Source organism: Sphaerotilus sulfidivorans, from assembly GCF_013426975.1.
Lineage (GTDB): Bacteria > Pseudomonadota > Gammaproteobacteria > Burkholderiales > Burkholderiaceae_C > Sphaerotilus > Sphaerotilus sulfidivorans.
Map to the genome: position 1 here is coordinate 235,127 of NZ_JACCPY010000001.1, position 24,179 is coordinate 259,305.

Consider the following 24,179-nt stretch of genomic DNA (forward strand, 5'->3'; position numbering starts at 1 on the left):
CAATCGCGCGCGAGCCTACCGGAGTCGCGCGCTCGCGGGGTTACCTTAGTCATGGTGACCGCGACGGGTGCGCGGCTATCCTCGTCTGCATGTCGAATGCCTGCGCCGAGCGCGCCGGCGGCGCCGGCGAGCCGCGGCGCCGCACCGGCCTGATCATCCTGGGATCGCTGCTGCTCGGCCCGCTGGCCGGCTGCGCGATGCGCCGTCCGCCCCCCATCGCGGCGCCGGCACGGCAACAGCCGGCCGAAGCGCCGCAGCCGCTGATCGCCCGTCTGCTGTCGCCCGATCCGACCCGGCTGGACCTGCAGATCAGCACCGACGCCGAACTCAACCCGGATGCACGCGGCCGCAGCTCGCCACTGCTGCTGCGCCTGTACGAGCTGGCCGGACCGGCGCAGTTCGAGGCGGCGGACTTCATGGCGCTGTTCGAGCGCGAACGCGAGGTGCTCGGCGCCGACCTGCTCGGCCGCGAGGAATGGATCCTGCCGCCGGCCAGCCTGCGCAGCCTGCAGCGTCAGGCCGCGGCCGGTGCACGCCATCTGGGCGTGCTGGCCGCCTACCGTGACCTGGAACGCGCTCGCTGGCGCCTGCTGGTTCCGCTGCAGCCGAGTCAGCCCAACCGGCTGCGCATCCGCGCCAGCGCCCGCGCACTCGGGCTGGCCGACATGACTGCCGCCGACGGGATGCCGCGATGAGCTGGCGCAGCAAGGTCGTCTGGTCGCAGGGCATGTTCCTGCTGCCACACCACTTCCAGCAGGAATCGCGCTACCAGGAGCGGCTGCTCGATGCGCGGGTGCGCGCCGCCGGCGAGCATGGCTGGGGCTTCGGCGAGCTGGTGATCGACGAGGGCCTGCTGGCCCAGGGGCGCGTCGGCATCGAGCGGGCGCACGGCGTGCTGCCCGACGGCACGCCCTTCGCGATCCCGCAGCACGACGCGCCGCCCGAGCCGCTCGAGATTCCCGCCGAGCTCAAGAGCGAACGCATCCACCTGGCGCTGGCCCGCGCCAGCGCCGACGGGCCCGACGAGATCGACCTGGGCATCACGACCGGCTCGGCACGCGGCATGGCGCGCTACGAGGCGCGCACCGAGCGGCTGCGCGACAGCTGCGACGGCTCGGCCGATCCGGAGGAGATCCAGACCGGCCAGCTGCGCCTGCGGCTGCTGCGCGAGCGCGAGCTCGGCGGCGGCCTGGCCTCGATCGCGGCGGTGCGCGTGCTCGAGCGCGGCAGCGACGGCACGGTGCGGCTCGACCGCGACCACATTCCCGGCGCGTGGCGGCTCGACGCCAGCACGCCGCTGCCCGCCGACGTGCGCCGCGTTCACGCGCTGCTGCGCGAGCGTGCGCAGTCCCTGGCGCGCGACATGGGCCAGCTCGGCCACGGGGTCGCGGAGATCTCGGCCTTCCTGATGCTGCAGATGCTCAACCGCCACGAGCCGCGCTGGCACGAGCTGGCGCGCGCGCCCTCGGTGCATCCGCGCACGCTGTTCGATCTGGCGCTGGCGCTGGCCGGCGAGCTGGCGACCTTCGCCAGCGCGTCGCGCCGGCCGCCGGAATTCCCGGTCTACGACCACGAGAACCTGCAGGGCTGCTTCACGCCGGTGTGGGAGGCGCTGCACGCGATGCTGTCCTTCGAGCCCGAGCGCATGGCGGTGCAGATCGCGCTGACCGACCGCGGCAAGGGCTGGCACACCGCGGTGGTGCCGACCAGCGAGCTGGCGCGCCAGGCCGCGCTGGTGCTGGCGGTGCAGGCGCAGCTGCCGGCCGAGCAGCTGCGCCTGCGCGTGCCGGCGCAGCTCAAGGTCGGCCCGCCCGAGCGCATGCGCGAGGTGGTCAACGGCAACCTGACCGGCATGCACCTGAGCAGCCTGCCGGTGGTGCCGCGCGAGCTGCCGCTGCACGCCGGCTTCCACTACTTCGAGCTCGAGCGCAGCGGCGAGCTCTGGCAGGCCTTCGGCCGCAGCGGCCACCTGGCCTTCTTCATCGGCGGCGAGTTTCCCGGCCTGGCGATGGAGCTGTGGGCCATCCGGGCGCCGCAGTGAACCGACCGTCTGGAGACCGAATGAGCATCCCGCCGCCGCCGCCCGACGATCCCTTCGGCTCGACCGGCGAGCACACCTTCATGATGCCGACGCCGGGCCGGCGCGCCCGTGCCGACGGCAGCGCGGCCGCGGCGCCCGCCGGCGCCCGGCCCGAGGTCGCCGCCGACCTGCCGCTGCCGCAGACCGGCCTCAATCCGCTGGTCGCGCTGGCCAATCCGCTGCTGTGCCTGGCGCCGCAGCTGCGCGCGACCGTGCGCGTCGCCGATCCGCAGGCGCTGAAGGACCAGGTCGCGCAGTCGATCCGCGACTTCGAGCAGCGCGCCCGCGCCCAGGGCCTGCCGCAGGAGCGGGTGCTGGCCGCGCGCTACATCCTGTGCACCCTGCTCGACGAGGCCGCCGCCGGCACGCCCTGGGGCAGCGGCGGCACCTGGAGCCGCAGCAACCTGCTGGTGACCTTCCACAACGAGGGCTTCGGCGGCGACCGCGTCTTCCAGCTGATGACCCGCCTGGCCGAGGATCCGGCAACCAACCGCGACCTGCTCGAGCTGATCCTGGCGGCGCTGACGCTGGGCTTCGAGGGCCGCTACCGGGCGGTCGAGGGCGGCGCGGCGCAGCTCGAGGCGGTGCGCGACCGGCTCGCGCAGATCCTGCGCGGCGTGCGCGGCGACCATGCGGCGGCGCTGGCCGAGCACTGGCAGGTCACGCCGCAGGCGCGCCGCCCGCTGCTGGGCTGGCTGCCGCTGTGGGTCACCGGCGCGCTGACCGCGCTGGGCCTGCTCGGCCTCTATCTCGGGCTGCTGCTGTCGCTGGGCAGCGCCTCCGATCCGGTCTTCGCCCGCATCGCCGCGCTGCGGGCGCCCCCGCTGCCGGGCGCGCCGGTGGCCGCGCCTGCGGCCCCGCCGCCTGCGGCCGCGCCCCGGCTGGCGCCGCTGCTGCAGGCCGAGGCCGCCTCCGGCTGGCTGACGGTGCGCGACGAGGCCGACCGCAGCGTGATCGTGCTGCATGGCGAGGGCCTGTTCGACAGCGGCAGCGCCCGGCTCGACGCCGACCGCGAGGCCATGGTGCGGCGCGTCGCCGAGGTGCTGCGCAGCCAGGCCGGTCGCATCACCGTGACCGGCCACACCGACAGCGTGCAGAGCCGCTCGCTGCAGTTCCCGTCGAACTGGCATCTGTCGGAGGCCCGGGCCGCGACGGTGCGCGAGCTGCTGGCGGCCGCCGGCGTGCCGGCCGCCCGGCTGCAGGCGCGCGGCGCCGGCGACAGCGCGCCGGTCGCGGCCAACGACAGCCCGGCGGGCCGGGCCCGCAACCGCCGCGTCGAGATCGAGCTGCGCACCGGCGCCGGAAGCTGAGAGCCTGATGATGAAGAAGCTGCTGTCCTGGATCCTGCACCCCTGGCTGCTGGCCGCGCTGGGCCTGCTGGCGCTGGCGCTGCTGATCTGGTGGGCCGGTCCGCTGGTGGCCGTGGCCGGCCGGGTGCCGCTGGCCGATGCGGGCGTGCGCATCGCGCTGATCGCGCTGCTGGCCGGCGGCTGGCTGGCGGTGCAGCTGGCGTCGCTCTGGCAGGCGCGCCGGGCCAACACCCGCATGATCGAGGGCCTGGCCGCCGCGCCCGGCGCCGGCACGGCCGCCGGCAGCGGCGAGAGCGCCGAGCTCGGGCTGCTGCGCGAGCGCTTCGAGCAGGCGCTGCAGACGCTGCGCGGCATGCGCTTCGACACCCGCGCGGACTCGCCCGGCCGGGCCCGCGGCGCGCTCGACGCGCTCTCGGACCGGCTGTCGCAGCGCCATCTCTACCAGCTGCCCTGGTATGTGTTCATCGGTGCGCCCGGCTCGGGCAAGACCACCGCGCTGCTCAATGCCGGTCTGCGCTTCCCGCTGGCCGGGCGCTTCGGCCAGGAAGGCCAGCGCGGCATCGCCGGCATCGGCGGCACGCGCCACTGCGACTGGTGGTTCACCGACGAGGCGGTGCTGATCGACACCGCGGGCCGCTACACCACCCAGGACAGCGACCGCGAGGCCGACCGCAGCGCCTGGAACGGCTTCCTGGCGCTGCTGCGCGACGGCCGGCCGCGCCAGCCGCTCAACGGCGTGCTGGTGACCGTCTCGGTCGCCGACCTGCTCACCCGCGGCGCGGCCGAGCGGGCCCGCGAGGCCGCCGCGGTGCGCGCGCGCATCCAGGAGCTGCACGAGCAGCTCGGCGTGCGCATGCCGCTGTACCTGCTGGTGACCAAATGCGACCTGCTCGCCGGCTTCACCGACTATTTCGCGACGCTCGACCGCGAGCAGCGCGCCGCGCCCTGGGGCTTCACCTTCCCGCTCGATGCCCGGCTGCACAGCGACGCCTCCGGCCTGACGACGGAGTTCGACCGGCTCGGGCAGCGCCTCACCGACGGCCTGATCGAGCGGCTGCAGGCCGAGCGCGATCCGGCGCGGCGCGCGCGCATCTACGCCTTCCCGCAGCAGTTCGACGCGCTGCGCGAGGTGCTGCGCGAGTTCGTCGAGGAGGTGTTCGCGCCCTCGCCCTTCGAGGCCGATCCGATGCTGCGCGGCGTCTACTTCATCAGCGGCACGCAGGAAGGCACGCCGCTGGACCGCATGCTCGGCGGCATGGCGCGGCAGCTCGGCCTCGAGCGCGCGGCGCTGCCGCCGCTGGCCGCCAGCGGCCGCAGCTTCTTTCTCGAGCGGCTGCTGCGCGAGGTGGTCTTCGCCGAGAGCGCGCTGGGCGGCACCCGGCTGAAATGGGAGAAACGCCGTCATCTGATGGCGACGGGCGCCTATGCGGCGCTGGCGCTGGTGGCGCTGCTGGCCGCCGGCCTGTGGCTGCGCAGCCATGCGCTCAACCGCGACGACCTCGCCGCGGTCGACGCCCGCACCGCCGCGCTCGAGGCCGAGCTGCGCACCACGCCGGCGCGCCAGCAGCCCGATGCCGCCGCGCTGCTGCCGCTGCTGGAGGCCACGCGCCGCATCGCCGAGGTCGACGACAGCCCCGGGCGCCACTTCGGCCTGTACCAGGGCGACAAGCTGCAGGACGCCTCCGCGCAGGCGCTTGAGCGCATGCAGAACGAGGGCCTGCTGCCGCGGCTGGCGCTCGGCCTGGAGCAGCGCCTGGCCGCCGGGGCCGGCGCGGCCCGGCCGGAGGCGCAGTACGACGTGCTCAAGACCTACCTGATGCTGCACGACCCGAAGCACTTCGACGCGAAGTGGCTGGCCGTCTACCTGCGCGCCGACTGGGACGAGAGCCTGGCCGGCCGGCTGGACGCGACGCAGCGCGCCGCGCTCGAGCATCACCTCGACGCGCTGCTGGCGCGCGGCGCCAGCACGCCGTCGCGGCCGCTCGACCGCGCCCTGGTCGAGGCGGCGCGCGAGCGGCTGCGCCAGATCCCGCTGGCGCAGCGCGTCTACAGCCGGCTGCGCCTGCCGGGGCTGCTGCCGGCCGAGCTCGGCGCCTTCACCGCGACCGCCGCCGGCGGCCCCGAGGTCACCCGCATCCTGGTGCGCGGCAGCGGCCGGCCGCTCAACGAGGGCCTGCCGGCGCTCTACACCCGCGCCGGCCACCAGGCCTTCGACCGGCTGGTGCCGCTGCTGGCCACCGAGCTGGCGGCCGAGGAGTCCTGGGTGCTGGGCCTGGCGGCCGAGTCGCGCAGCGTCGCCGCGGCCGATCCGCAGGGCCAGGCCCGGCTCGCCGACGAGGTGCGCCGCCTCTACCTGAACGACTACGCCCGGCTGTGGAGCGACTACCTCGCCGACCTGAAGCTGCGCCCGACCGAGACGCTGGCGCAGGCCATCGAGGTCGCGCAGACGCTGGCGCTGCCGGGACCGAGCGCGCCGCTGCGCCGGCTGCTGCGCGCAGCCGCCGACGAGACCACGCTGGCACGCCCGGCGGCCCCCGGCGCCGAGAGCGCGGTGCGCGAGGCCGCGCGCGGGCTCAAGGACCGGGTGCTGGCGCCCATCCTCGGCGACGGCGCCGCCGGCCGGGCGGTCGAGGCGCTGCAGCCCGGCCGCGAGCCGCTCGAGAAAAGCCTGGTCGACGACCGCTTCGTGCGCCTGCACGAGCTGGTCGGCGCCGCCGATGCCAAGGGACCGGTGCCGCTGGACGACACCATTCGGCTGCTCGACGAGATCGCGGTCTTCCTGCAGGCCACCCAGGCGGCGACGCAGTCGCGCACGCCGCCGCCGCCCTCGCCGACCCCGGCGCGCGCACGCGCCAGCGCCGGCCAGCTGCCGCCGCCGCTGGGCGCGATGGTCGAGCGCCTGGTCGCCAGCGGCACCAGCGCCGCGCTCGGCGCGACCCGCGAGGGCCTGGGCAGCGCGATCCGCGCCGAGATCGGCGACTTCTGCCGCCAGGCCATCGGTGGCCGCTATCCCTTCGACCGCACCAGCAGCCGCGACGTCACGCTCGACGACTTCAGCCGGCTGTTCGCGCCGGGCGGGCAGATGGACCAGTTCGTGCAGAAGAACCTCGCGCCCTATGTCGACACCACCACCCGGCCCTGGTCCTTCCGCGCGGTCGAGGGCGCGCGCATGGGCCTGAACTCGGCGGCGCTGCTGTCCTTCCAGCATGCGGCCGAGATCCGCGATGCCTTCTTCCGTGGCAGCGCCACCCCGGTCGTCAGCGTCGACTTCCGGCCGGTGTCGATGGATCCGGCCATCCTTCAGCTGCAGATCGACGCCGGCGGACAGACGCTGAACTACGCCCACGGCCCGGCGACGCTGACGCGGCTGCAGTGGCCGAGCCCGCGCGGCGGCGCACAGATCCGGTTGAGCATCAGCCCGGCACCGGCCGGCGGCAGCGCGGGCCTGAGCACCGAAGGTCCGTGGGCGCTGCTGCGGCTGATCGACCGGGCGCAGATCGCACCCGGCAGCGGCCCGGAGCGCATGACCGCCACCTTCGACATCGAGGGCCGCAAGGCGGTGTTCGAGCTCATCTCCAGCAGCGTGCAGAACCCGCTGCGGCTGCCGGCGCTGCGCGCCTTCAGCTGCCCGACCGGACTCTGAGCGATGCCCGGCGCACCGGACTGCGGCTGGTTCGGCAAGCTGCCGGCGCTGGGCGACTTCGGCTCGCGCCGGCTGCCGCCGCCGATGCTGGCGCGCTGCGACGCCTGGCTCAGCGCCGGTCTGGCCTCGAGCCGCACGCGGCTGGGCGAGCGCTGGCTCGGGCTCTACCTGGGCGCGCCGCTGTGGCATTTCCTCTGGTCGCCCGGCGTGGTCGATCCGCAATGGTGGAGCGGCGTGCTGATGCCCAGCGTCGACCGGGTCGGACGCTATTTCCCGCTGCTGCTGGCCGCGGGCTGGAGCGACGGCCCGCCGGACGATCCGGCCGGGCTGCAGCGCTGGCTGGACGCACTGGCCGAGGCGGGCCGCGACTGCCTGCGCCCCGGCGCCAGCGTCGAGCGGCTCGAGGCGGCGCTGCAGGCACTGCCGCCGCGCCCGGCCGCCGCGACGGCCGCCGCCCTGCCGCGACGGCTGGTCGAGCGCGCCGTGCCCGCCGGCCACGGCCTGTGGTGGAGCCCGGACGAGACCCTGCGGCCAGACGTGCAGGCGCCGCTGGCCGCGCCGGTCGCCGGCCTGCCTCAGGACGCGGACTTCGACGCGCTGCTGGACGGCCGCGACTGAGCCACCGAGCGACCGAAGCCGAAGCTCAGGCCGCACCCCGCTCCCGTCTCAGCGGCGCCGGCGCAGCCGCAGCGCCACCGCCGAGAAGTTGTCCTGCGTCGCCAGGGCCTGCGCGGCGATGTCGTCGCGCATCGCGGCGAGCCAGCGCGCGGCGTCGGCGCTGGCCCGGCAGGATCGCGCGATCGCCTCGGCCTCGAGCGTGTCCCACCAGCCGTCGCTGCACAGCAGGAAGGCATCGCCGTCGTGCAGCGGCTGCGCCTGCGCGGTGACATGGACCTCGACCGGCTCGGCGCCGCCGAGCGCGCTCAGCAGCTGGTTCTTGCGCGGATGGTGGCGCGCGGCCTGCGGCGTCAGGAAACCGGCATCGACCATCTGCTGCACCACGCTGTCGTCGCGGGTCAGCGCCTCGGCGCGGCCGTCGCGCACCCGGTAGAGGCGGCTGTCGCCGACATGCGCCCACAGCGCCTCGCCGCGCCCGCGGTCGATCCACAGCGCCACGACGGTCGCATGCATGCGCTGGCGCCCGGCGCTGCCGGCCTGTGCGTCGGACAGGCGGCCGTGCGCGCACTCCACCGCCGCGGCCAGCGCCACCGCCTGCAGATGCCCGCCCAGGCTGGCCTGCGCCAGCCGCTCGTCGATCGTGGCGACGACCAGGCGCGAGGCCTCGTCGCCGCGGCGGTGCCCGCCGGCGCCGTCGGACAGCACCGCCCAGCTCAGCAGACCCGCATGGCCGCTGCGCAGATCGTCCTCGTTGTGGTCGCGGCTTCCCGTCTGCAGGCAGGAGGCGATGTCGATGTCGATCATTTCGGCATCCCGCGGTCGCCGGCGGCCGAGGCCGCGCCGGGCGGCGCATGCCGCTCGGCGTCGAGCCGGTCGAGCTGCTGCTCGTAGGCCTGCAGGAAGGCCTTGCCGAACAGCGCCTGGACATCCTCGCGCGACTCCTCGCGCACCGCCTGGAAATGCTGCAGGTAGAGCTCCCACAGCCGGGCGCGCCGGTGCATCGGCAGCAGGCTGTCGATCACCGAGCGGCTGCTGAGCCGCGCCTCCAGCGGCTCGGGCGCGAAGCGGTCGAGCACGCCGTCGAGCGCCGCGCGCATGCCCGCCATCGTGCCCACCGCATGGCCGACCAGATCGTCCATCGCCTGCTCGACCGCCTGCGGCCCGGCCAGGAAGCCGCGCAGCGGCGGCTGCAGCAGCTGCTCGAGCGCCACCGGCGCGTCGGGCGAGAACTTCAGCGGATTGTTGTGGCGGGCCTGGATCATCGTGACCTGGGCATGCAGTTCGGACTTGGTCGCGGCCCGGGCGGCAATCAGCTGCAGCATGCCCGCGACCGCGTGATGCAGCATCAGCCCGATGTCATGCATCAGCGCCGGTGTCAGCGCGTGCGACGACATCCGCTCGGTCGCGATGCCGGCCCCGTCGCAGAAGGCCGACCACAGCGCGTCGGGCGCCGCGGCTGCGGCGGGCGTGATGCGGACCGGCGGCGACACGACCGGCGAGGCGACCATCGGCGGCGGCGGTGCCGGCGGCATCGGCAGCACCATCGGCGCGTGGATCTCGGGGGTCCGGTCGGCCCGCGACGGACGCGCCCCCGACGTCGGCGCCGTCGGCGGATTCAGGAAGTCCTGCACCGCCTGGTCGCCGGCCGGCGGACGCGAGCGCGGTGCCGTATTGCCGAGAAAGTCCGACAGCACATCGTCGCTGCCGCTGGCACTGCCGGCCGGACCGAGCAGGTCGCCGAAGGCCGAAGGCAGCGCACCGTCAGGCACGGACATCGGCACGGACACCGGCGCTGGCGCATGCGGCTGAGGCGCACCCCACAGATCACGAAAGGGATCGGTGCTCCCGACGCCTGCCCCCCCGCCTGCACCGGCGCGACCCGGATCAGGTGACGGCACAGGAGCCCGCATCGGGGCCGACGTGCCGCCGAAGAATGCGAACGGATCAAGCGGATCAAGCGGATCAAGCGGATCCGTCACCCCCCCCCCGGACGGTGCAGGCGATGGCACCGGCGATGATGCTGGAGCGGCGGCGAGCACAGGTGCAGCAGACACCGCCGGCCCGGTGGCCGGCGCCGCGCCGATCGCCGACATCATCCGGGTGAACTCGCCCGGCCCGGGGCCGGCAGGCGCCATGACCGTGGCATCGGCCTGCGCGGGCGCAGACAGGCTGACCGCCAGCAGATAGCTGCCGATCTGAAGCTCGTCGCCATCGACCAGCGTCGCGCTGCGGCCGGAGGGCACCGGCCGGCCGTTGTGGATGATCGGGCTGGCATGGCTGACATTGCGGATGCTGAACCCGCGCTCGCCGCAGCTGACCTCGGCCTGCCTGCGCGAGATGTGCCGCTCGGGATCGGGCAGCATCAGCGTGCAGTCCTCGCCCCGACCGAGCGTGCCGCCCTGCAGGTCGAACAGGCCGGTGATGGCCTGCGTCAAGGGCTGGCCGGCCAGGCTCACGGCACGGATCAGCAACTGCATCATGACCTCCTCAGCAAGCCCAGGCCCGAGCGGCGTGGGCCGGGCCAGTGTCGGCCCGCCCCACGCCGGACGACAAGCAACGAAAGTCATGCGCCCGGACACCCCGCAGGGCGACCAAAGTCACAAGACGGCCCGCGCCGCGGCCGCTACGCTGGCACGGATCGCTTCGGCACGACCCTGCACCTGCCCCCCCTCTCTCAACCCTCTCATCACCCCATTCCTCCCAACTCCTGCGACGGACAGACAGCGTGGACGAAGAAGGCACCCTGAGCATCGGCACCCGGCTGGGCGAGTTCGAGATCCGCGGCCTGGTCGGCATCGGCGGCTTCGGCATCGTCTACCGGGCCTTCGACCACGACCTCGAGCGCGAGGTGGCGATCAAGGAATACATGCCGGGACTGCTGGCCTCGCGCGGCGACGACGGCTCGGTGCAGCCGCGCGGACGCACGCATGGCGAGACCTTCGGCGCCGGGCTGCGCAGCTTCATGCTCGAGGCGAAGATGCTCGCGCGCTTCGACCATCCGGCGCTGGTCAAGGTCTTCCGCTACTGGGAAGGCAACGGCACCGCCTACATGGTGATGCCGCTCTACCAGGGCCAGACGCTGGCGCAGACACTGCGCCAGATGCCGGCGCCGCCCGGCGAGGTCTGGCTGATGGGCGTGCTGGTGCCGCTGCTGGGCGCCCTCGAGACGCTGCATGCCCAGCACATCTACCACCGCGACGTCTCGCCGGACAACATCCTGCTGCTGCGCAACGGCCGGCCGGTGCTGCTGGACTTCGGCGCCGCACGCCAGGTCATCAGCGACCGCACGCAGACGCTCACCGCGATCCTGAAGCCGAACTACGCGCCGATCGAGCAGTACGCCGAGATGCCCAGCCTGCGGCAGGGCCCGTGGACGGACCTGTATGCGCTGGGAGCGGTCGTCCATGCCTGCCTGACCGGCAAGCCGCCGCCGCCGGCGGCCGCACGCACGCTGCAGGACGAGATGGTGCCGCTGCCCGAGACCGGCGCCCGCCTGAAGGCCGAGCAGGGCCTGCGCTACAGCGACGCCTTCCTGCAGGCCTGGCAGCAGACGCTCGCGGTGCATCCGGACCAGCGCCCCCGCAGCGTCGAGGCGCTGATGCGCCTGCTGGGCCTGCTGCCCGTCCTGGGGCCGGGCGACGACCCGGACGCGACCCGGATCGCCGCCCCGATCGCGCAACCAGGCAGCGACCCGGATCGCACCGTGGTGGTGACCGGCCCGACCGGCAGTCCGCCGGGCCGCACGGCACCACAGCCTCCGCCCGCCGCTGCACCGCCGAGAACCAGACCGGCGCCGCACACCGCCAGCCTGGAGCCGCGCACCGGCCGCGACATGCGCATCGTGCTGCCCGGCATGACCCAGCCGGCCGCGGCCCGCACGCAGCCAGCGGCAGCACCCGCCGGCGCGGCGGGCACGACGGCCCCATACGCCGGACCCGAGGGTGAGCGCAAGGCAGGCTCGGGCTCGGGCTCACGTACACCGATGCTGGCAGGCCTCGGTGGCGCCGTGCTGCTGGCGGGGGCGGCGCTGCTGATGTGGCCGCGTGATCCCGCCCCGGACGCGACGACCGGTCTGGCCGCCAGCGCCGCCAGCGCACTGGCCAGTGCCCCCACCGCGGCCGGCCCGGCCAGCGCACCGCTGGCGGAGATCATCACCGAAGAGAAGGAGCCCCCCGCACCGACTCTCGCCCCCGTGCCGGCGCCGCCCGCCCCGCCCGTCCCGCCCGTCCCGCCCGTCCCGCCCGCCACGCCGGCACACCGCCTGCAGCCACCTGCGCCAGCGCCTTCTGCCCCGGCACCCGCCATCGCTGCGCCTCGTCCGGCACCCGCGCCTGTGCCGGCGCCCGCGTCCCGCCCGCCCGCCTCCGCTCCGCCCTCCTCAGCTCCAAGCGAAGCGGCCCGGCCGAGCTCGCCCGAGGAGGCCTGCGGCGGCCGGGTGCTGATCGCACGGGACCTCTGCATCCAGTCGCAATGCCGCAAGCCGGAATTCCAGCGCCACCCGACCTGCACCGAGCTGCAGCGGCGCAAGGAAGAAGAGGAACGCAGGGAGCTCTACCGCTGAAGCGGCAGCGACACGCCGACAGGAAGCCCGTGATGACAGAACCCTCCGCCCCCGCAGACGATCCGGACCGGACCCGGCTCGGTCCTGCGCCGATCGGCCTGCCGCAGCCCGGCGAGCTCGCCGACGACGAGTTCGGCAACGCGCTGCCCTCGGGCACCCGGCTGGAGGAGTTCGAGCTGCTGTCGGTCATCGGCGAGGGCGGCTTCGGCATCGTCTATCTCGCTCAGGACCACTCGCTGCACCGGCGGGTCGCGATCAAGGAGTACATGCCCTCGTCGCTGGCAGCGCGCACCCAGGCGATGACCGTCTCGGTGCGCTCGCGCCGCCATGCCGACACCTTCGAGGCCGGCCGGCGCAGCTTCATCAACGAGGCGCGGCTGCTGGCCAGCTTCGATCATCCCTCGCTGATCAAGGTCCACCGCTTCTGGGAGAGCAACGGCACCGCCTACATGGTGATGCCCTACTACATCGGCCGCACGCTGGGCGAGGTGCTCAAGGCCCTGCCCGGTCCGCCCGACGAGCTCTGGCTGCGCACGCTGCTGATGCCGCTGCTCGATGCGCTCGAGACCATGCATCGCGCCGACACCTGCCACCGCGACATCGCGCCCGACAACATCATGATCCTCGAGGACGGCCGCCCGGTCATTCTCGACCTCGGCGCGGCGCGGCGGGTCATCGGCGACATGACACAGGCACTGACGGTCATCCTGAAGACCGGCTACGCGCCGATCGAGCAGTACGGCGAAATGCCCGGCGTCCGGCAGGGGCCGTGGACCGACCTGTATGCGCTGGCCTCGGTCGTGCATTTCGCGCTGACCGGACGCACGCCACCGCAGTCGGTCACCCGCATGGTCACCGACAAGTACCAGCCGCTGGCACACAGCGCGGCCGGCCAGTGCAGCGCGGCCTTTCTCGAGGCGATCGACGCCTGCCTGGCGGTGCTGCCCCAGCACCGGCCGCAGAGCGTGGCCGAGCTGCGCGCGCTGCTGGCCGCCACAGAACCGCGCGTGGCTGCACGGCCGCCGCCCCCCCGCGAACCTGCCCCGAGGCCGACGCCTCCTCCAGTCATCGCAGTGCCACAGCCACCTGCTGCGGCAAGCTCGCCTGCACCGCCACCTGCACCCGATCTGGCGCCAGCGCCAGCACCAGCACAGCCACGAGCGAGCTCCGGCGCCTGGGTGGCGGCCGGGGCCCTGCTGCTGGTCGGAGCGGCCGGGCTGGCCTACACGCTCGGGCGCCCCACGCCATCACCGCAGCCTTCGCCGCTGCCGGCGGTGCCGGCACAGGCGCCTGCGGCACCGGTGGCCGCCGCATCGGCACTCGAGTCGCTTCCCGCCTCCGCGGTGCCCCCCTCGCCGATCGCCGTCGCGCCGCCGGTGGCCTCCGGGGCAGCACCTGCCGCAGCCACAGCCCCGGAGCCGGCGATCGCACGCAGCACGGAGCGCAAGCCGGCGGCACGCGCCTCCGCCTCCGCCTCCGCCTCCACCAGCGCAGCGCCTGCGCCAGCACGCCCGCCGAAGACGGACCTCCCCGCGGACGAGAGACCGCCGCTGTCGCCGCCGGAGGTCTCCGACCGTTCGGCCTGGAGCCCGGACGGACGGCCACCGAAGGTCGTCCCGGTTCAGCCCCCTGCACCGGACTATGTCACCCGGCTCAAGTGCAATGACCTGCTGCAGAAGTCGGCCCTGGGCGACCCGGTGACCGACGCCGAACGCAGCTTCATGCAGCGGCAATGCCGCTGACTTCGCGGACCGCTGCCATGACCAAGACCACGCTCACCCTGCTGATCGCACTGGCCCTGGCGGGCTGTGGAGGCGGCGGGGGCGGTGGCACCGCGCAGGACAGCGGCCCGGACAAGACGACGCTGTCGGTGGCGGCCCAGGACATCGACGGCGACACGCTGCACTACCAGTGGCGCGTGACCGCCGGCCATGTCGACGACCGCGATGCCCCGAGCACCACCTGGACGCTGCCGAGCGGCCCCGGCCTGCACTTCGCCTATGTCACGGTGACCGACGGCCGGGGCGGTCATGCCGAGGCCCATCATGCGGTGTCGTCCGACGCACTGGACACGGTGTCGGCGCGCCGCGCCCAGGCCCTGCACCGCCCCCCGACCGTCGTGGATGAGGGGCAGCTCGGCGGACAGCTGCGCCTGCTGGCCGAAGGCCGCTGGGTCTTCACCGGCCACGACGGCGCCAGCACGGGCGAGCGTCTGCTCGACCTGCCCGACGTGCAGGTCGACCTGCGCGACAGCACAGGCCGGACGGTCTTCAGCGGCCGCAGCGACATGCGCGGCGAAATCGTGCTGCCCCGTCTGCCCATGCCGGCCCCAAGCTCCGGGGGCTATCGCCTGCACTGCACCCGCGACACGGCACGGGCACGCGACGCCTGGCCGGTCTGTGCCGCGAACTACACGCCCACCGCCACGCGAGTCACGATCCCGGTGAGCGCGGACACCGGCGCCAACCTGCGTCTGTACGGACATGTCGAGCTGGCCGACGGCTCGGCCTGCGCGCGCCTCGATCAGGCCACCGGCCAGACCCGCGCCGCCACGCTGCGGCTGCTGCAGGCCGACGGCACCGCCGTCACCGCGGCGATCCAGGCCAACCGCCATGGCGACTACCTGCTGGAGGCCGCAGTGGCCGCACAGGAGCGCCACCAGCTGGAGGTGAGCTGCGAAGGCCTGCGGCAGACCATCGATGTACCGCAGGTCGATGCCAGCCTCGCAGCCACACCGGTGGCGATGCCGCCGATCCGTCTGGCCAACACGCCGCCGCGCATCACCCGCCTGCTCGCCAGCGGACCGGATGGCAATCTGCGAGGTCGTCAGGTCACGGCGCCCCACGGCAGCCGTTCGGATGGCCTGCCGGGCTCCGACCGCTTTCTGGCCTACAAGGGACTGGACACGCCGCAAAGCGCCTGCGCCTACTACCGTGCGCTCGGTCTGGTCGCCGGCTGCGATGCGCAGGGCATGCCGGTGCAGCCGGTGACGATGGCCGACTGGCAGCGCCACCATCGGCTGCCACCCTACGACACGGGCATCGCCGCGGCCGACAAGGCCAGCGCCGACTACATCAACCGCATGGACCTGAACCTGGTGCGACGCATGTCGGCCGTGCGACGCAGCGCCGACCAGATCGCCTTCCTGGTCTGCAACCATCCTGGTCCGGACGGCAGCAGCCAGGCCGAGATCGACAGCGTGCTCGACCAGGCACGCCAGGGGCTCAAGCAGGTCGCCTGCGTCGGCATGGAGTGGAGCGTCACGCCCGGCGCCCATGGCGATCGGCCGTTCACGAAGTTCGTCACCTTCGGTCCGGACGGCGGGCTGCTGCTGTCGGTCAACCTCGATGGCCGTGGCGAGAAGTACATGCCCGGGGTCTGCGTCGCCTGTCATGGCGGTGCGACCCATGCCGGACGCTTCCCGACCACGCTCGGCGCCTCTCCGCAGCTGGGATCGCGCTTCCTGCCGTTCGATGCGGCCAACTACCGCTTCGGCAGCGCCCCCGGTCTGCGCGAGACCGACCAGCAGGCAGCGCTGCACACGCTCAACCGCCTCGTCCAGGCCACCGAGGGCGGTGGCGACACGCCGGTCAGCCGGCTGATCGAGGGCTGGTATGCCGGTGGAGCAACAGCGCAGGACAAGACTTACGTGCCCCCGGCCTGGATCGCCCATGCCCGCAGCGTGCCCGGCGCCGACCGGCTCTACCGCGAGGTGATCGGCGTGTCGTGCCGCACCTGTCATGTCGCCTTCGCCAGCGCCAGCGGCCGTTTCGACTGGGACCGCACCATGCCGTCCGGCTACAGAAGCCATCTGTGCGGGGGCGGCGCCGATCTGGCCGTCAATCGCTCGATGCCCAACGCGCTGGTGACGCTGGATCGCGTGATCGAGCAGCTCGACGCCGATGCCGAGCTGCGCCGCGTCAGCCAGCAGGTGTTCGGCTGCGACATCACGAAACCGGCGCCCGATCCGGTGTTCGACACGCGCTGACCCCTCGTTTTCCGCCCTGTCCTCGCAAGGCCGCCGTCATGAAGCTCCTGCCCGCCTGCCTGTACGCCGCCGCCCTGGTGCTGCTGTCGTCGATGCTGTCGCTGCCGCCGGCCGAGGCGCAGCCGTCCGCCTCCGCGTCCCCGGCGCGCCCGAAGGATCTGCTCGCGCCGGACCCGATCCGCTTCGAGGACGCGATCGCCCGCGCCGGCGCCGAGCTGCTGCAGCAGGCCGGCGATCAGCTCGGCGCCGAGGCCCGCACGCTGGTGATCGACCCGCTGATCGACGCCAACACCGGCGCGCAGACCGCCAGCACGGCGCGCATGGGCGAGCAGCTCGAAGCCCTGCTGCGACGCCAGACGCCGCAGTGGAAAGCCCGCCCGCTGACCCGGCAGGCGCTGGCCGACAAGCCGCTGCTGCTGATCGGCACGCTCACGCCGGTCAACGTCGAGCGCGCGGTCGACACCGTGCCCGACGCCTTCCGCGTCTGGCTGACGCTGATCGACCTGCGCACCGGCCGGGTGGTGGCCAAGCAGCTCGACCGCAGCACGGTCGATTCGGTCAACCCGGAGCCGCTGAAGTTCTACGCCGACAGCCCGACCTGGCACAAGGACCGCACGACACAGGCCTACATCAACTCGTGCCAGGTCAACACGCGCGTCGGCGACCCGGCCGACCCGGACTACCTGAGCCGGCTGCCCGGCGCCGCAGTGGTCAACGAGGCGATCCTGGCCTACGGCGCCGGGCGCATGCAGGAGGCCCGCCAGCTCTACCGCGAGGCCGACACGATGGCCGATCCGGGCGATCTGCGCGTGCTCAACGGGCTGTACCTGACGAGCTGGAAGCTCGGCGACCCGCAGGCCGCGCGCAGCGCCTTCGAACGCATCATCGCGACCGGACTCGACACGAAGCGCCTGCCGATCAAGATCCTGTTCCAGCCCGGCCGCACGAGCTTCAGCCCGATCGGTGACCTGCCGCAGCAGTACCAGCTCTGGCTCGACACGCTGGCGCGCGAGACCGGCCGCGCCGACGCCTGCGTGCGCATCGTCGGCCACACCAGCCGCACCGGCAGCGCCCGCGCCAACGAGACGCTGTCGCGCCAGCGCGCCGAGGCGGTGCAGAAGCTGCTGGAGCGCAGCAACCGCGCGCTCGGCGCCCGGCTGAGCGCCGCCGGCGTGGGCTCGCGCGAGGCGCTGGTCGGGCTCGGCACCGACGACCTGCGCGATGCGCTGGACCGGCGGGTGGAGTTCCGGGTGGTGGACTGCGTGTAGGGCCGCCCGCCAACCGGCCGGAACAGGGAGAAGCACATGATGTCGACGTTTGTCCCGAGAGCGGCCGGGCTGGCGCTGCTGCTGGCCGTGAGCGGTGCCGGCCAGGCGCAGGACTTCGGACTAACGGCGCCGAAATGCGTCGGATGCCACACCAACCCGCCGACGGTCCAGGCCACGACCCCGAACGACTGTTCGAGCTATGCCGTCGGTCTGTCCGAAGACTTCGTCGGCAATGCATCGAACCTGCAGACACGGCTGAACGCCAGCTGTCCGACGATGAAGTCGGTCGCCGACACGCTGACGGCGCAAGATCTGACAGATGTCGCGGCTTATCTGCTGAACCTGCGCGACGCCCTCGCCGTGCCCGCCGCGGCGACGCTGACGTTTCCCGGCACCACAGCCACCGGCGCCACACGCACGGCATCGACCTCCTTCACGCTGAGCAACTACCGGGGCACCGCGCTGACGCTGGCCCTCAGCAGCAGCAACCCGCGCTTCAGCGTCACCCGGAAATCGAGCAGCACCTGCACGGCCCTGACCGTGCCCGCGGCCTCATCCAGCCTGACGCCCGGCACCTGCCGCCTCGACCTCGACGTCGTCTTCCAGCCCCTGCCCGCCGACGTGGTGGCGCCACAGATCAGCGCCACGCTCACCAGCACCCTCACCGTCACGCCGACCTACGCAGGCAGCGACGTGCAGCCGTCCACCTCGGCCAGCGGGCGCACGATCACGGTCAGCGCCACCGCCTACCGGCCGACGGTCACGCTGTCGCCGCAGGCCCTGGCCTTCGGCGAGGCGGTGATCGGCGGTGCCTCGGTCGCCCGGACCGTCCAGATCAGCAGCACCTATCCGGACGCCAGGACCTACGCGCTGACCCTGCCGGCCGGCATCACCGAAGACAGCCCCGGATGCGCCGGTCGGGTCATCGCCGCCGACAGCGGCGTCTGCACCATCAGCCTGCGCTGGCAGCCCACCGCTGCCGCGATCTCCACACCCCTGCCCGCCAGCATCCCGGTCACCATCACCGGCACCGGCGGCACCGTCAGCACCAGCCTGGGCCTGTCGGGCACGGCGGCGTGGCCGCTGACGGCCTCGCCGACACGGTTGACCCCGAGCGCCGCCGGCCCCGTGTCCACTGCCCTGAGCAACCGCGGCAGCACCGCGATCGTGCTCGGCGCACCCACTTTCACCGGCACCGCCAAGGACGACTACCGCATCGCCGCCGGCTCGGGCTGCCTGCCTGGCACGCGCGTGGATCCGGGCCTGAGCTGCACGCTGACGCTGGACTACACGCCGACCGCGAGCGGCGATCGCCAGGCCACGCTGGCGATCGCCCACGACAGCGCGGTCGGCGGCAGCCCGCTGTCCATCACCCTCGACGGCACCGCCGACATCGGCCAGCTTTCGCTCGACGCCGCGCAGCCCTCTTTCCCCGATACCGTGCTCGGCGCGCCCCCATCGAGCACGGTCACCGTCACGGCACACAACACCGGCTCGAAGTCGCTGACGCTGAACGCGTTGAGCCTGGGCGGCCCGCACCCGGGCGACTTCCTGCGCGCCGGCACCTGCGCGGCCGGCAGCACGCTGGCGGTCGGCGCCACCTGCACCGTGACGCTGCAGTTCCGCCCCGGCGCCACCGGCATCCGCAGCGCCACGCTCTCGATCGCCCATGACGGTGCGGCGCCGAACCCGTCGGTGCTGACGCTGACCGGCCTGGGCCTGCCGCAGCCCGTCGGCGTGCTGACGATCGATGCCAGCAACCCGCTCGACGTCGGCAGCCAGACCGTCAACGGCCTGTACGGCGCCCGCGCGGTCCGGCTGCGCAACACCGGCACCGCCAGCCTGCAGCTCACCGGCGTGACGCTGAACGGCAGCGGCTTCAGCCTGGACAGCACGCCGAGCTGCGCCGCCGGCACGACACTCGCCATCGGTCAGACCTGCGATCTGGCGCTGCGCTTCACGCCGCTGGCCACCGACACCGACTACCGCGCCACGCTAACCGTCGCGCACAGCGCCGCCGGCGTGCCGTCGACGCTGACCGTGGTCGGACGCGGCAGCGCGGCCGTCGTGCCGGTCGTCACCTGGGTCGGCAGCACCGAAACGCGCGACTTCGGCACCCAGGCGATCGGCGCTGCCGGCACGACCACGCATACCGTCAGCCTGCGCAACCACGGGCCGGGCGCGATCCGGCTCACGCTGATCAACACCATCGGGCTGGAGGCGGCGATGTTCCCGGTCCAGGGCGGCGCGGCCGACGCCTGCGTCGCCGGCGCGCTGCTGGAGCCGGACCGGACCTGCTCGATCACGCTGGCCTTCAGCCCCGGCTCGCCGGGCACGCACGGCGCCCGCCTGCAGGTCGTCTCCAGCGGCACCGCGCTGGCGCCGCTGACGCTGACCGGCATCGGCCTCGGTCCGGTCGGCAGCTCGGCGCTGACGGTCACGCCAGCCCGGCTGGAGTTCGGCGCGACCCGGGCAGGCGCCACCTCGCCGCCGATGGCGGTGACCCTGAGCGGCGAGTCCTCCAGTGCGGTGCGGGTGCTCGGCTGGACGATCGATGGCAGCTTCGATGTCGACCGTGGCACCTGCCCGACCCCGCCCTTCCTGCTCGCGGCCGGCGACACCTGCACGGTGACGGTGCGCTTGCGACCGGTCGTGGCGGGCGAGGCCCGCGGCGTGCTGCAGATCGCCAGCAGCCCCGGCACGGATCTGCCGACCACCCTGCTGCAGGTCCCGCTGACCGGCCAGGCACAGGCAGCAGCCGACGTGGTCGGCAGCGGCGCAGGGGGCTGCAGCATCGCGCGTGCGCCCCATGGCGATCACCTTGACCCGACGCTGCTCGCGCTGGCGGTGCTGGCCGTGCTGGTGCTGGCCTGGCGGCACGGACAACGGCAGCGACAACGACGACGACAGCACCCGCACCGTGAGCCTGCGGGTCATGCGCGATGAGCTCCGACGCCTGGTGGACGACGGTGCAGCTGCTGGTGATCGCACCGGTGCTGGAGGAAATCCTCTGGCGCGCCGGGCTGCACGAGACCCTGCTGCAGCGCAGCCAATGGCCGGCGGCCCGGATCAATCTGGCGGTGGCATTCACCTTTGCGCTGGCACACGGCCTGCGCACCCCCGGCAGCCTCTGGGCCTGGCTGACGCTGCTGCCTGCGGGGTACATCGGCTTGCTCTACCAGCGCCGGCGTCAGCTGCTGCCTTGCATCGTGGCGCACGCAGCGATGAATGCGCTGTGGCTGGGCGTCACCCCATCGTTCCCGTGACGTCAGGGACAGACAGACAACCCGAGGAGGCTCGCCATGCCGACTGCCCCGCTCCGCCTGAGCGCGATGCTGCGCCCCACCGGCCTGCTCGGCCCCCTGCTGGGCGGACTGCTCGCCTGCGGCACGGCACAGGCCCAGCTCGATCACTCGTTCTACGGCGTGGCCGACCTGTCGTGGGGACGCTTCGAGCCGTCAGGCCTGTACCGCCAGCACCGCTTCAACAGCAACTCGCTGACCGCCAGCTTCATCGGCGCCACCGGCAGCTACGGCTTCGAGAGCGGCGTGACGGCCGGGGTCACGCTGGAGACCTTCTACCGCTTCCAGGACCTGCGCACCGGCCGCAACGACAACGATCCGCTGCTGTCGCGCAACGCCTTCGTGTCGCTGACGCACCGCGACTGGGGCCAGGTGCGCGCAGGGCGGCTGCAGACGCTGCTGTTCAACACGACCGCCCGCTTCAACGCGCTGGGCAACTCGGTCGGCTTCTCGCCGGCGGTGCGCCACCTGTTCGCCGCCGGCAGCCTGATCGGCGTGCAGGGCGACTTCTACTGGGATCGCGCCATCGGCTACACCGCACCGAAGTTCGGCGACGTCACGCTGTCGGCGATGGCCGCCGACGGCGACCGCGACGCCCCGGGCCGGCTGTCGGCGCTGAACGCGATCTACGCCCGCGGCCTGCTGGCCGTCTCGGCCTCGTGGCAGCGCGTGCGCCTCGACCCGGAGTTCGCCGACGCGATCCGCGAGCAGGCCAGCCAGCTCGGGCTGAGCTACAACGCCGGCTGGGCGCAGGTGTTCGGGCAGTACACGCTCGTGCGTGACACCGGGCTGCAGCTCACCAGCCGGATCGCCTCGCTCGGCCTGTCGGCGCCGCTCGGGCCGGGCAAGGTGCAGCTGCAGGTCGCGCGGTCACGGGCGCTCGGCGACGCGGTCGACCGGCGCCAGCAGACCAGGAGCCTGGCCTACCTCTACGAGTGGGACTCGACGCTGGATCTGTACGTCGTCGGCATGGACGACCGGGTGTGGGGGCAGACGGTGGGGCGGTCGGTGGCGGTGGGGGCGCGCTACCGGTTCTGATCAGGCTCGCTGCCGGCTGACGGGGAGCAGCGCCCCTGCACGCGCTCGGTGGTGATCTGCGCGCGCAGGGTCTCGACCTCGGCTGCAGGCAATCGCTCCAGCACCCGCAGCGCACCGTCCAGACTGCGGCAGGCCCGCTCGCGATCGCCGCGTCGAGCAAAGAAGTGCGCGGATGTCTTCAGCAGCTTGATCAGCGGCAGGTCCTCGGTCGTGGCCGCTGGCCGGTGCGCAGCCATGCCGCGATTCAGATAGTCGAGCGCCAGCTCGGACGAGGTCCGGGCATGAAGCTTCAGGAAGTCGCCGATCTGCCAGGCCGTCTCGACCGCACGGCAGGACGGAACGCCCGGCGCAGCCGCATGCGCCATCGCGGCATCCCATAGCGCCTCGGCCGTCCGCGGCGCCGCCGGGTCGAAGCTCTCGCGCGCCTGCTGCAGCCAGCGCGCCGCCTCGGCCTGTGGCCTGCAGGCCTGAGGCAGTCCGGCCAGCACGCTGGCCGCGCAGGCCGACAGCAGCAGCGTCACGCTGCCGGCACGCAGGCCCCTGAGGCCCTGGCGGCTCATCGGAACACCATCCGTCGTATCAGCAGCCGCCCGCCCTGCGCCGGATCGCTGCCGATCTCGTCGAGATAGACGCCGGCCTTGTAGTAGGCGCCGATGTCACGCCAGCTTGCACCGATCGGCATCGTCTGGCCATTGATGTGCACCTGCATGTCGGCCACCGCCATCTGCAGCACGAGCCACGGCGCCTCGTCCAGCGATGCGAAGGTCTGCAGCACCAGGCTGTCATGGCCGGCGATGCTGCCATCGGCGCTGCGCCGGATCTTGGCTCGCAGCTGCCATCCTCCGACCGAGCGTGGCTCGATCTGCACCAGCAGCAGCGGCGGCGCATTGACCGTCGCGCCGCTGACATCCTGCATGCGCCAGCCATGAATCTGCGCAACGATGACCGTGCCACGCTGCGGCGGCATCTGCCTGGGCCGCATCTCGAGCTGCATCGCCACCGGCGAGCCGGCGCCGATGGTCCAGCCATCGTTGACACCGGTCTGCCGCTGGTGACGGAACTCGGTGCGCGGGCTGTCGGAGGTCGCGCTCGACAGCGCGCCGGTGACCGGGCACCAGAGCATCACGGCCGCCTCGCCGCGGGCACCGGTGCCGTCGATCCAGACCGACCGGAACCAGTCCGACTCGTGACCGCGCGCGGCACGGGACGACGGCAGCAGTTCGGTGGTCTTCAGCACACGTGCCGGCGTGCCGCCGGTCGTGCCGTCGGCCTTGACGGGCAGGGTCAGGGTGACGTGGGTGAGATCGAGCAGATCGGCGGGCGCCGGTGGGGCGGCCGTTTCCGGACCATCGCCGTTCCCCCCGCCGCCACCGCAGGCGGGCAGACAGGTGGCACTGGCCAGGCCCAGCAGCAGGTGTCGACGGTGCATGGTTCCCTCCTGTTGTCTTGTCTTTGTTCAGCCCGCTCCCGACCGGCGCAGCCACAGCACGACGGCCGCGAAGATCAGTGCCACCATCAGGCGGAGGGCTGGTAGCTGCGGAACAGCTTGCACTCGAACCTCGCGATCCCGTGGTCCGCAAACACCTGTTTCACGATGTCCGGCACCGACAGCTCCTGGAGGATCCTGCAGTCACTCGTGCGTGTCAGGAACCACAGCCACGGCCGCACCGTCATCGCGTAGCCGTAGTGCCGCCCGCTGGGTGCGCCCATGCCGAAGCGGGTGCAGTGGCCGCTCCAGTGGCGCAGGCTGCCGTCGCGCAGCGTCAGCTCGACCGACACCACCTGGCCCAGCAGCGCGTCCGGCGACACGTCCGGCTTATCGCTGAGCAGGTGCAGTTGCATCTCGCCCAGCACGCTCAGGGCCGAGGTCGCCGTCATCGACTCGAACAGCAGGTCGGCGGGGGGGAGCGGGCTCTCGAGGACGATGGGGGGTGGGCTCGGCATGGAGGCCTCGTGGTGTCGAGGCCATCGTGTGCCTCATCAGGGGGACGGTAAAGCGACCAAAGTCACACCTGCTTTGGAGCACCGTCGTGGCATAAGGCAGCGATAACCATCGCATCAGCTCTTCGGACGTTTCAGCCTGCTCCACCTGCCGCAGCGACTGCCCCACCGGGTTCGCGCTCACGCCGGCCAACAACTGCCCGGCATCGCTCTATCGCCAATGCTGCTCGCTGCCATCGGACCACCCCGCCCCCATGGCGTCACCCGCCAAGCCGCATCCCGCTCGGTCAACAGTACGTATTCTGACCTTGCCCCCAGAAACCGTCTCCCATGCTGAGTGATGCAATGTCAGCAAGGAGAGCGGAAATGACGAAGCCGAAGGCTGCGCCGAGGGCGCGCTACACATTGGAATTCAAGCAGGAGGCGGTGC

At 73.2% G+C, this 24,179-nt stretch carries 17 protein-coding genes; 12 read left to right on the forward strand and 5 right to left on the reverse strand.

Annotated features, from left to right (window positions below; genetic code table 11):
* The first annotated feature begins 89 nt into the window (after positions 1-89).
* The 5 genes from tssJ to tagF are packed head-to-tail and all read left to right on the forward strand — an operon-like array spanning position 90 to position 7,651.
* Positions 90-695, forward strand: a complete 606-nt coding sequence (tssJ, locus tag HZU84_RS01025) for a type VI secretion system lipoprotein TssJ (RefSeq protein ID WP_149502802.1) — start codon at positions 90-92, stop codon at positions 693-695.
* Positions 692-2,041 carry a type VI secretion system baseplate subunit TssK gene (tssK, locus tag HZU84_RS01030; RefSeq protein WP_149502801.1) on the forward strand — a complete coding sequence of 450 codons (1,350 nt, stop codon included), beginning with the start codon at positions 692-694 and terminating at the stop codon, positions 2,039-2,041. The genes tssJ and tssK overlap by 4 nt, the downstream gene beginning before the upstream one ends.
* A 20-nt stretch (positions 2,042-2,061) precedes the next feature.
* Positions 2,062-3,390 (forward strand): type VI secretion system protein TssL, long form, encoded by a 1,329-nt coding sequence (gene tssL, locus HZU84_RS01035; RefSeq protein WP_149502800.1) that lies wholly within the window; start codon positions 2,062-2,064, stop codon positions 3,388-3,390.
* 10 nt (positions 3,391-3,400) lie between these two features.
* Positions 3,401-7,033 (forward strand): type VI secretion system membrane subunit TssM, encoded by a 3,633-nt coding sequence (gene tssM / locus HZU84_RS01040; protein ID WP_180692736.1) that lies wholly within the window; start codon positions 3,401-3,403, stop codon positions 7,031-7,033.
* Positions 7,034-7,036: 3 nt separating this feature from the next.
* Positions 7,037-7,651: a type VI secretion system-associated protein TagF gene (tagF, locus tag HZU84_RS01045; RefSeq protein WP_149502798.1), complete on the forward strand. Its 615-nt coding sequence runs from the start codon at positions 7,037-7,039 to the stop codon at positions 7,649-7,651.
* 48 nt (positions 7,652-7,699) lie between these two features.
* Here the strand turns inward: tagF and HZU84_RS01050 are convergent, their stop codons facing one another.
* Positions 7,700-8,455 (reverse strand): PP2C family protein-serine/threonine phosphatase, encoded by a 756-nt coding sequence (locus HZU84_RS01050; RefSeq protein ID WP_149502797.1) that lies wholly within the window; start codon positions 8,453-8,455, stop codon positions 7,700-7,702.
* A complete protein-coding gene (gene tagH / locus HZU84_RS01055) occupies positions 8,452-10,128 on the reverse strand; it encodes a type VI secretion system-associated FHA domain protein TagH (RefSeq protein WP_180692737.1) in 1,677 nt (558 codons plus the stop codon). The genes HZU84_RS01050 and tagH overlap by 4 nt, the downstream gene beginning before the upstream one ends.
* 248 nt (positions 10,129-10,376) lie before the next feature.
* Between tagH and HZU84_RS20375 the strand changes: the two genes are divergently transcribed.
* Genes HZU84_RS20375 through HZU84_RS01090 form a run of 7 tightly spaced genes read left to right on the forward strand, consistent with a single transcriptional unit; the run spans position 10,377 to position 21,808 of the window.
* Positions 10,377-12,212 (forward strand): serine/threonine protein kinase, encoded by a 1,836-nt coding sequence (locus HZU84_RS20375; RefSeq protein ID WP_310734027.1) that lies wholly within the window; start codon positions 10,377-10,379, stop codon positions 12,210-12,212.
* Between the two features lie 32 nt (positions 12,213-12,244).
* Positions 12,245-13,954 carry a serine/threonine protein kinase gene (locus tag HZU84_RS01065; RefSeq protein ID WP_149502795.1) on the forward strand — a complete coding sequence of 570 codons (1,710 nt, stop codon included), beginning with the start codon at positions 12,245-12,247 and terminating at the stop codon, positions 13,952-13,954.
* Positions 13,955-13,971: 17 nt separating this feature from the next.
* Positions 13,972-16,200, forward strand: coding sequence for a hypothetical protein (locus HZU84_RS01070; RefSeq protein ID WP_149502794.1), 2,229 nt, complete (start codon positions 13,972-13,974; stop codon positions 16,198-16,200).
* A 38-nt stretch (positions 16,201-16,238) separates the two neighbouring features.
* Positions 16,239-17,468: an OmpA family protein gene (locus tag HZU84_RS01075; protein WP_149502793.1), complete on the forward strand. Its 1,230-nt coding sequence runs from the start codon at positions 16,239-16,241 to the stop codon at positions 17,466-17,468.
* A gap of 39 nt (positions 17,469-17,507) precedes the next feature.
* Complete coding sequence (locus HZU84_RS01080; protein WP_180692738.1) at positions 17,508-20,414, forward strand: choice-of-anchor D domain-containing protein; 2,907 nt, start codon at positions 17,508-17,510, stop codon at positions 20,412-20,414.
* A complete protein-coding gene (gene mrtJ / locus HZU84_RS01085) occupies positions 20,411-20,734 on the forward strand; it encodes a JDVT-CTERM system glutamic-type intramembrane protease MrtJ (protein WP_149502791.1) in 324 nt (107 codons plus the stop codon). The genes HZU84_RS01080 and mrtJ overlap by 4 nt, the downstream gene beginning before the upstream one ends.
* A 36-nt stretch (positions 20,735-20,770) precedes the next feature.
* On the forward strand, positions 20,771-21,808 hold the full coding sequence (locus HZU84_RS01090) for a porin (RefSeq protein ID WP_149502790.1): 1,038 nt from the start codon (positions 20,771-20,773) through the stop codon (positions 21,806-21,808).
* Here the strand turns inward: HZU84_RS01090 and HZU84_RS01095 are convergent.
* The 3 genes from HZU84_RS01095 to HZU84_RS01105 form a co-directional block, all read right to left on the reverse strand.
* Positions 21,796-22,368 (reverse strand): hypothetical protein, encoded by a 573-nt coding sequence (locus tag HZU84_RS01095; RefSeq protein WP_149502789.1) that lies wholly within the window; start codon positions 22,366-22,368, stop codon positions 21,796-21,798. The genes HZU84_RS01090 and HZU84_RS01095 overlap by 13 nt on opposite strands.
* Positions 22,365-23,237, reverse strand: coding sequence for a polysaccharide lyase family 7 protein (locus HZU84_RS01100; protein ID WP_149502788.1), 873 nt, complete (start codon positions 23,235-23,237; stop codon positions 22,365-22,367). The genes HZU84_RS01095 and HZU84_RS01100 overlap by 4 nt, the downstream gene beginning before the upstream one ends.
* Positions 23,238-23,323: 86 nt before the next feature.
* Positions 23,324-23,752, reverse strand: a complete 429-nt coding sequence (locus HZU84_RS01105) for a contractile injection system protein, VgrG/Pvc8 family (protein ID WP_149502787.1) — start codon at positions 23,750-23,752, stop codon at positions 23,324-23,326.
* Positions 23,753-24,179 lie beyond the last annotated feature (427 nt).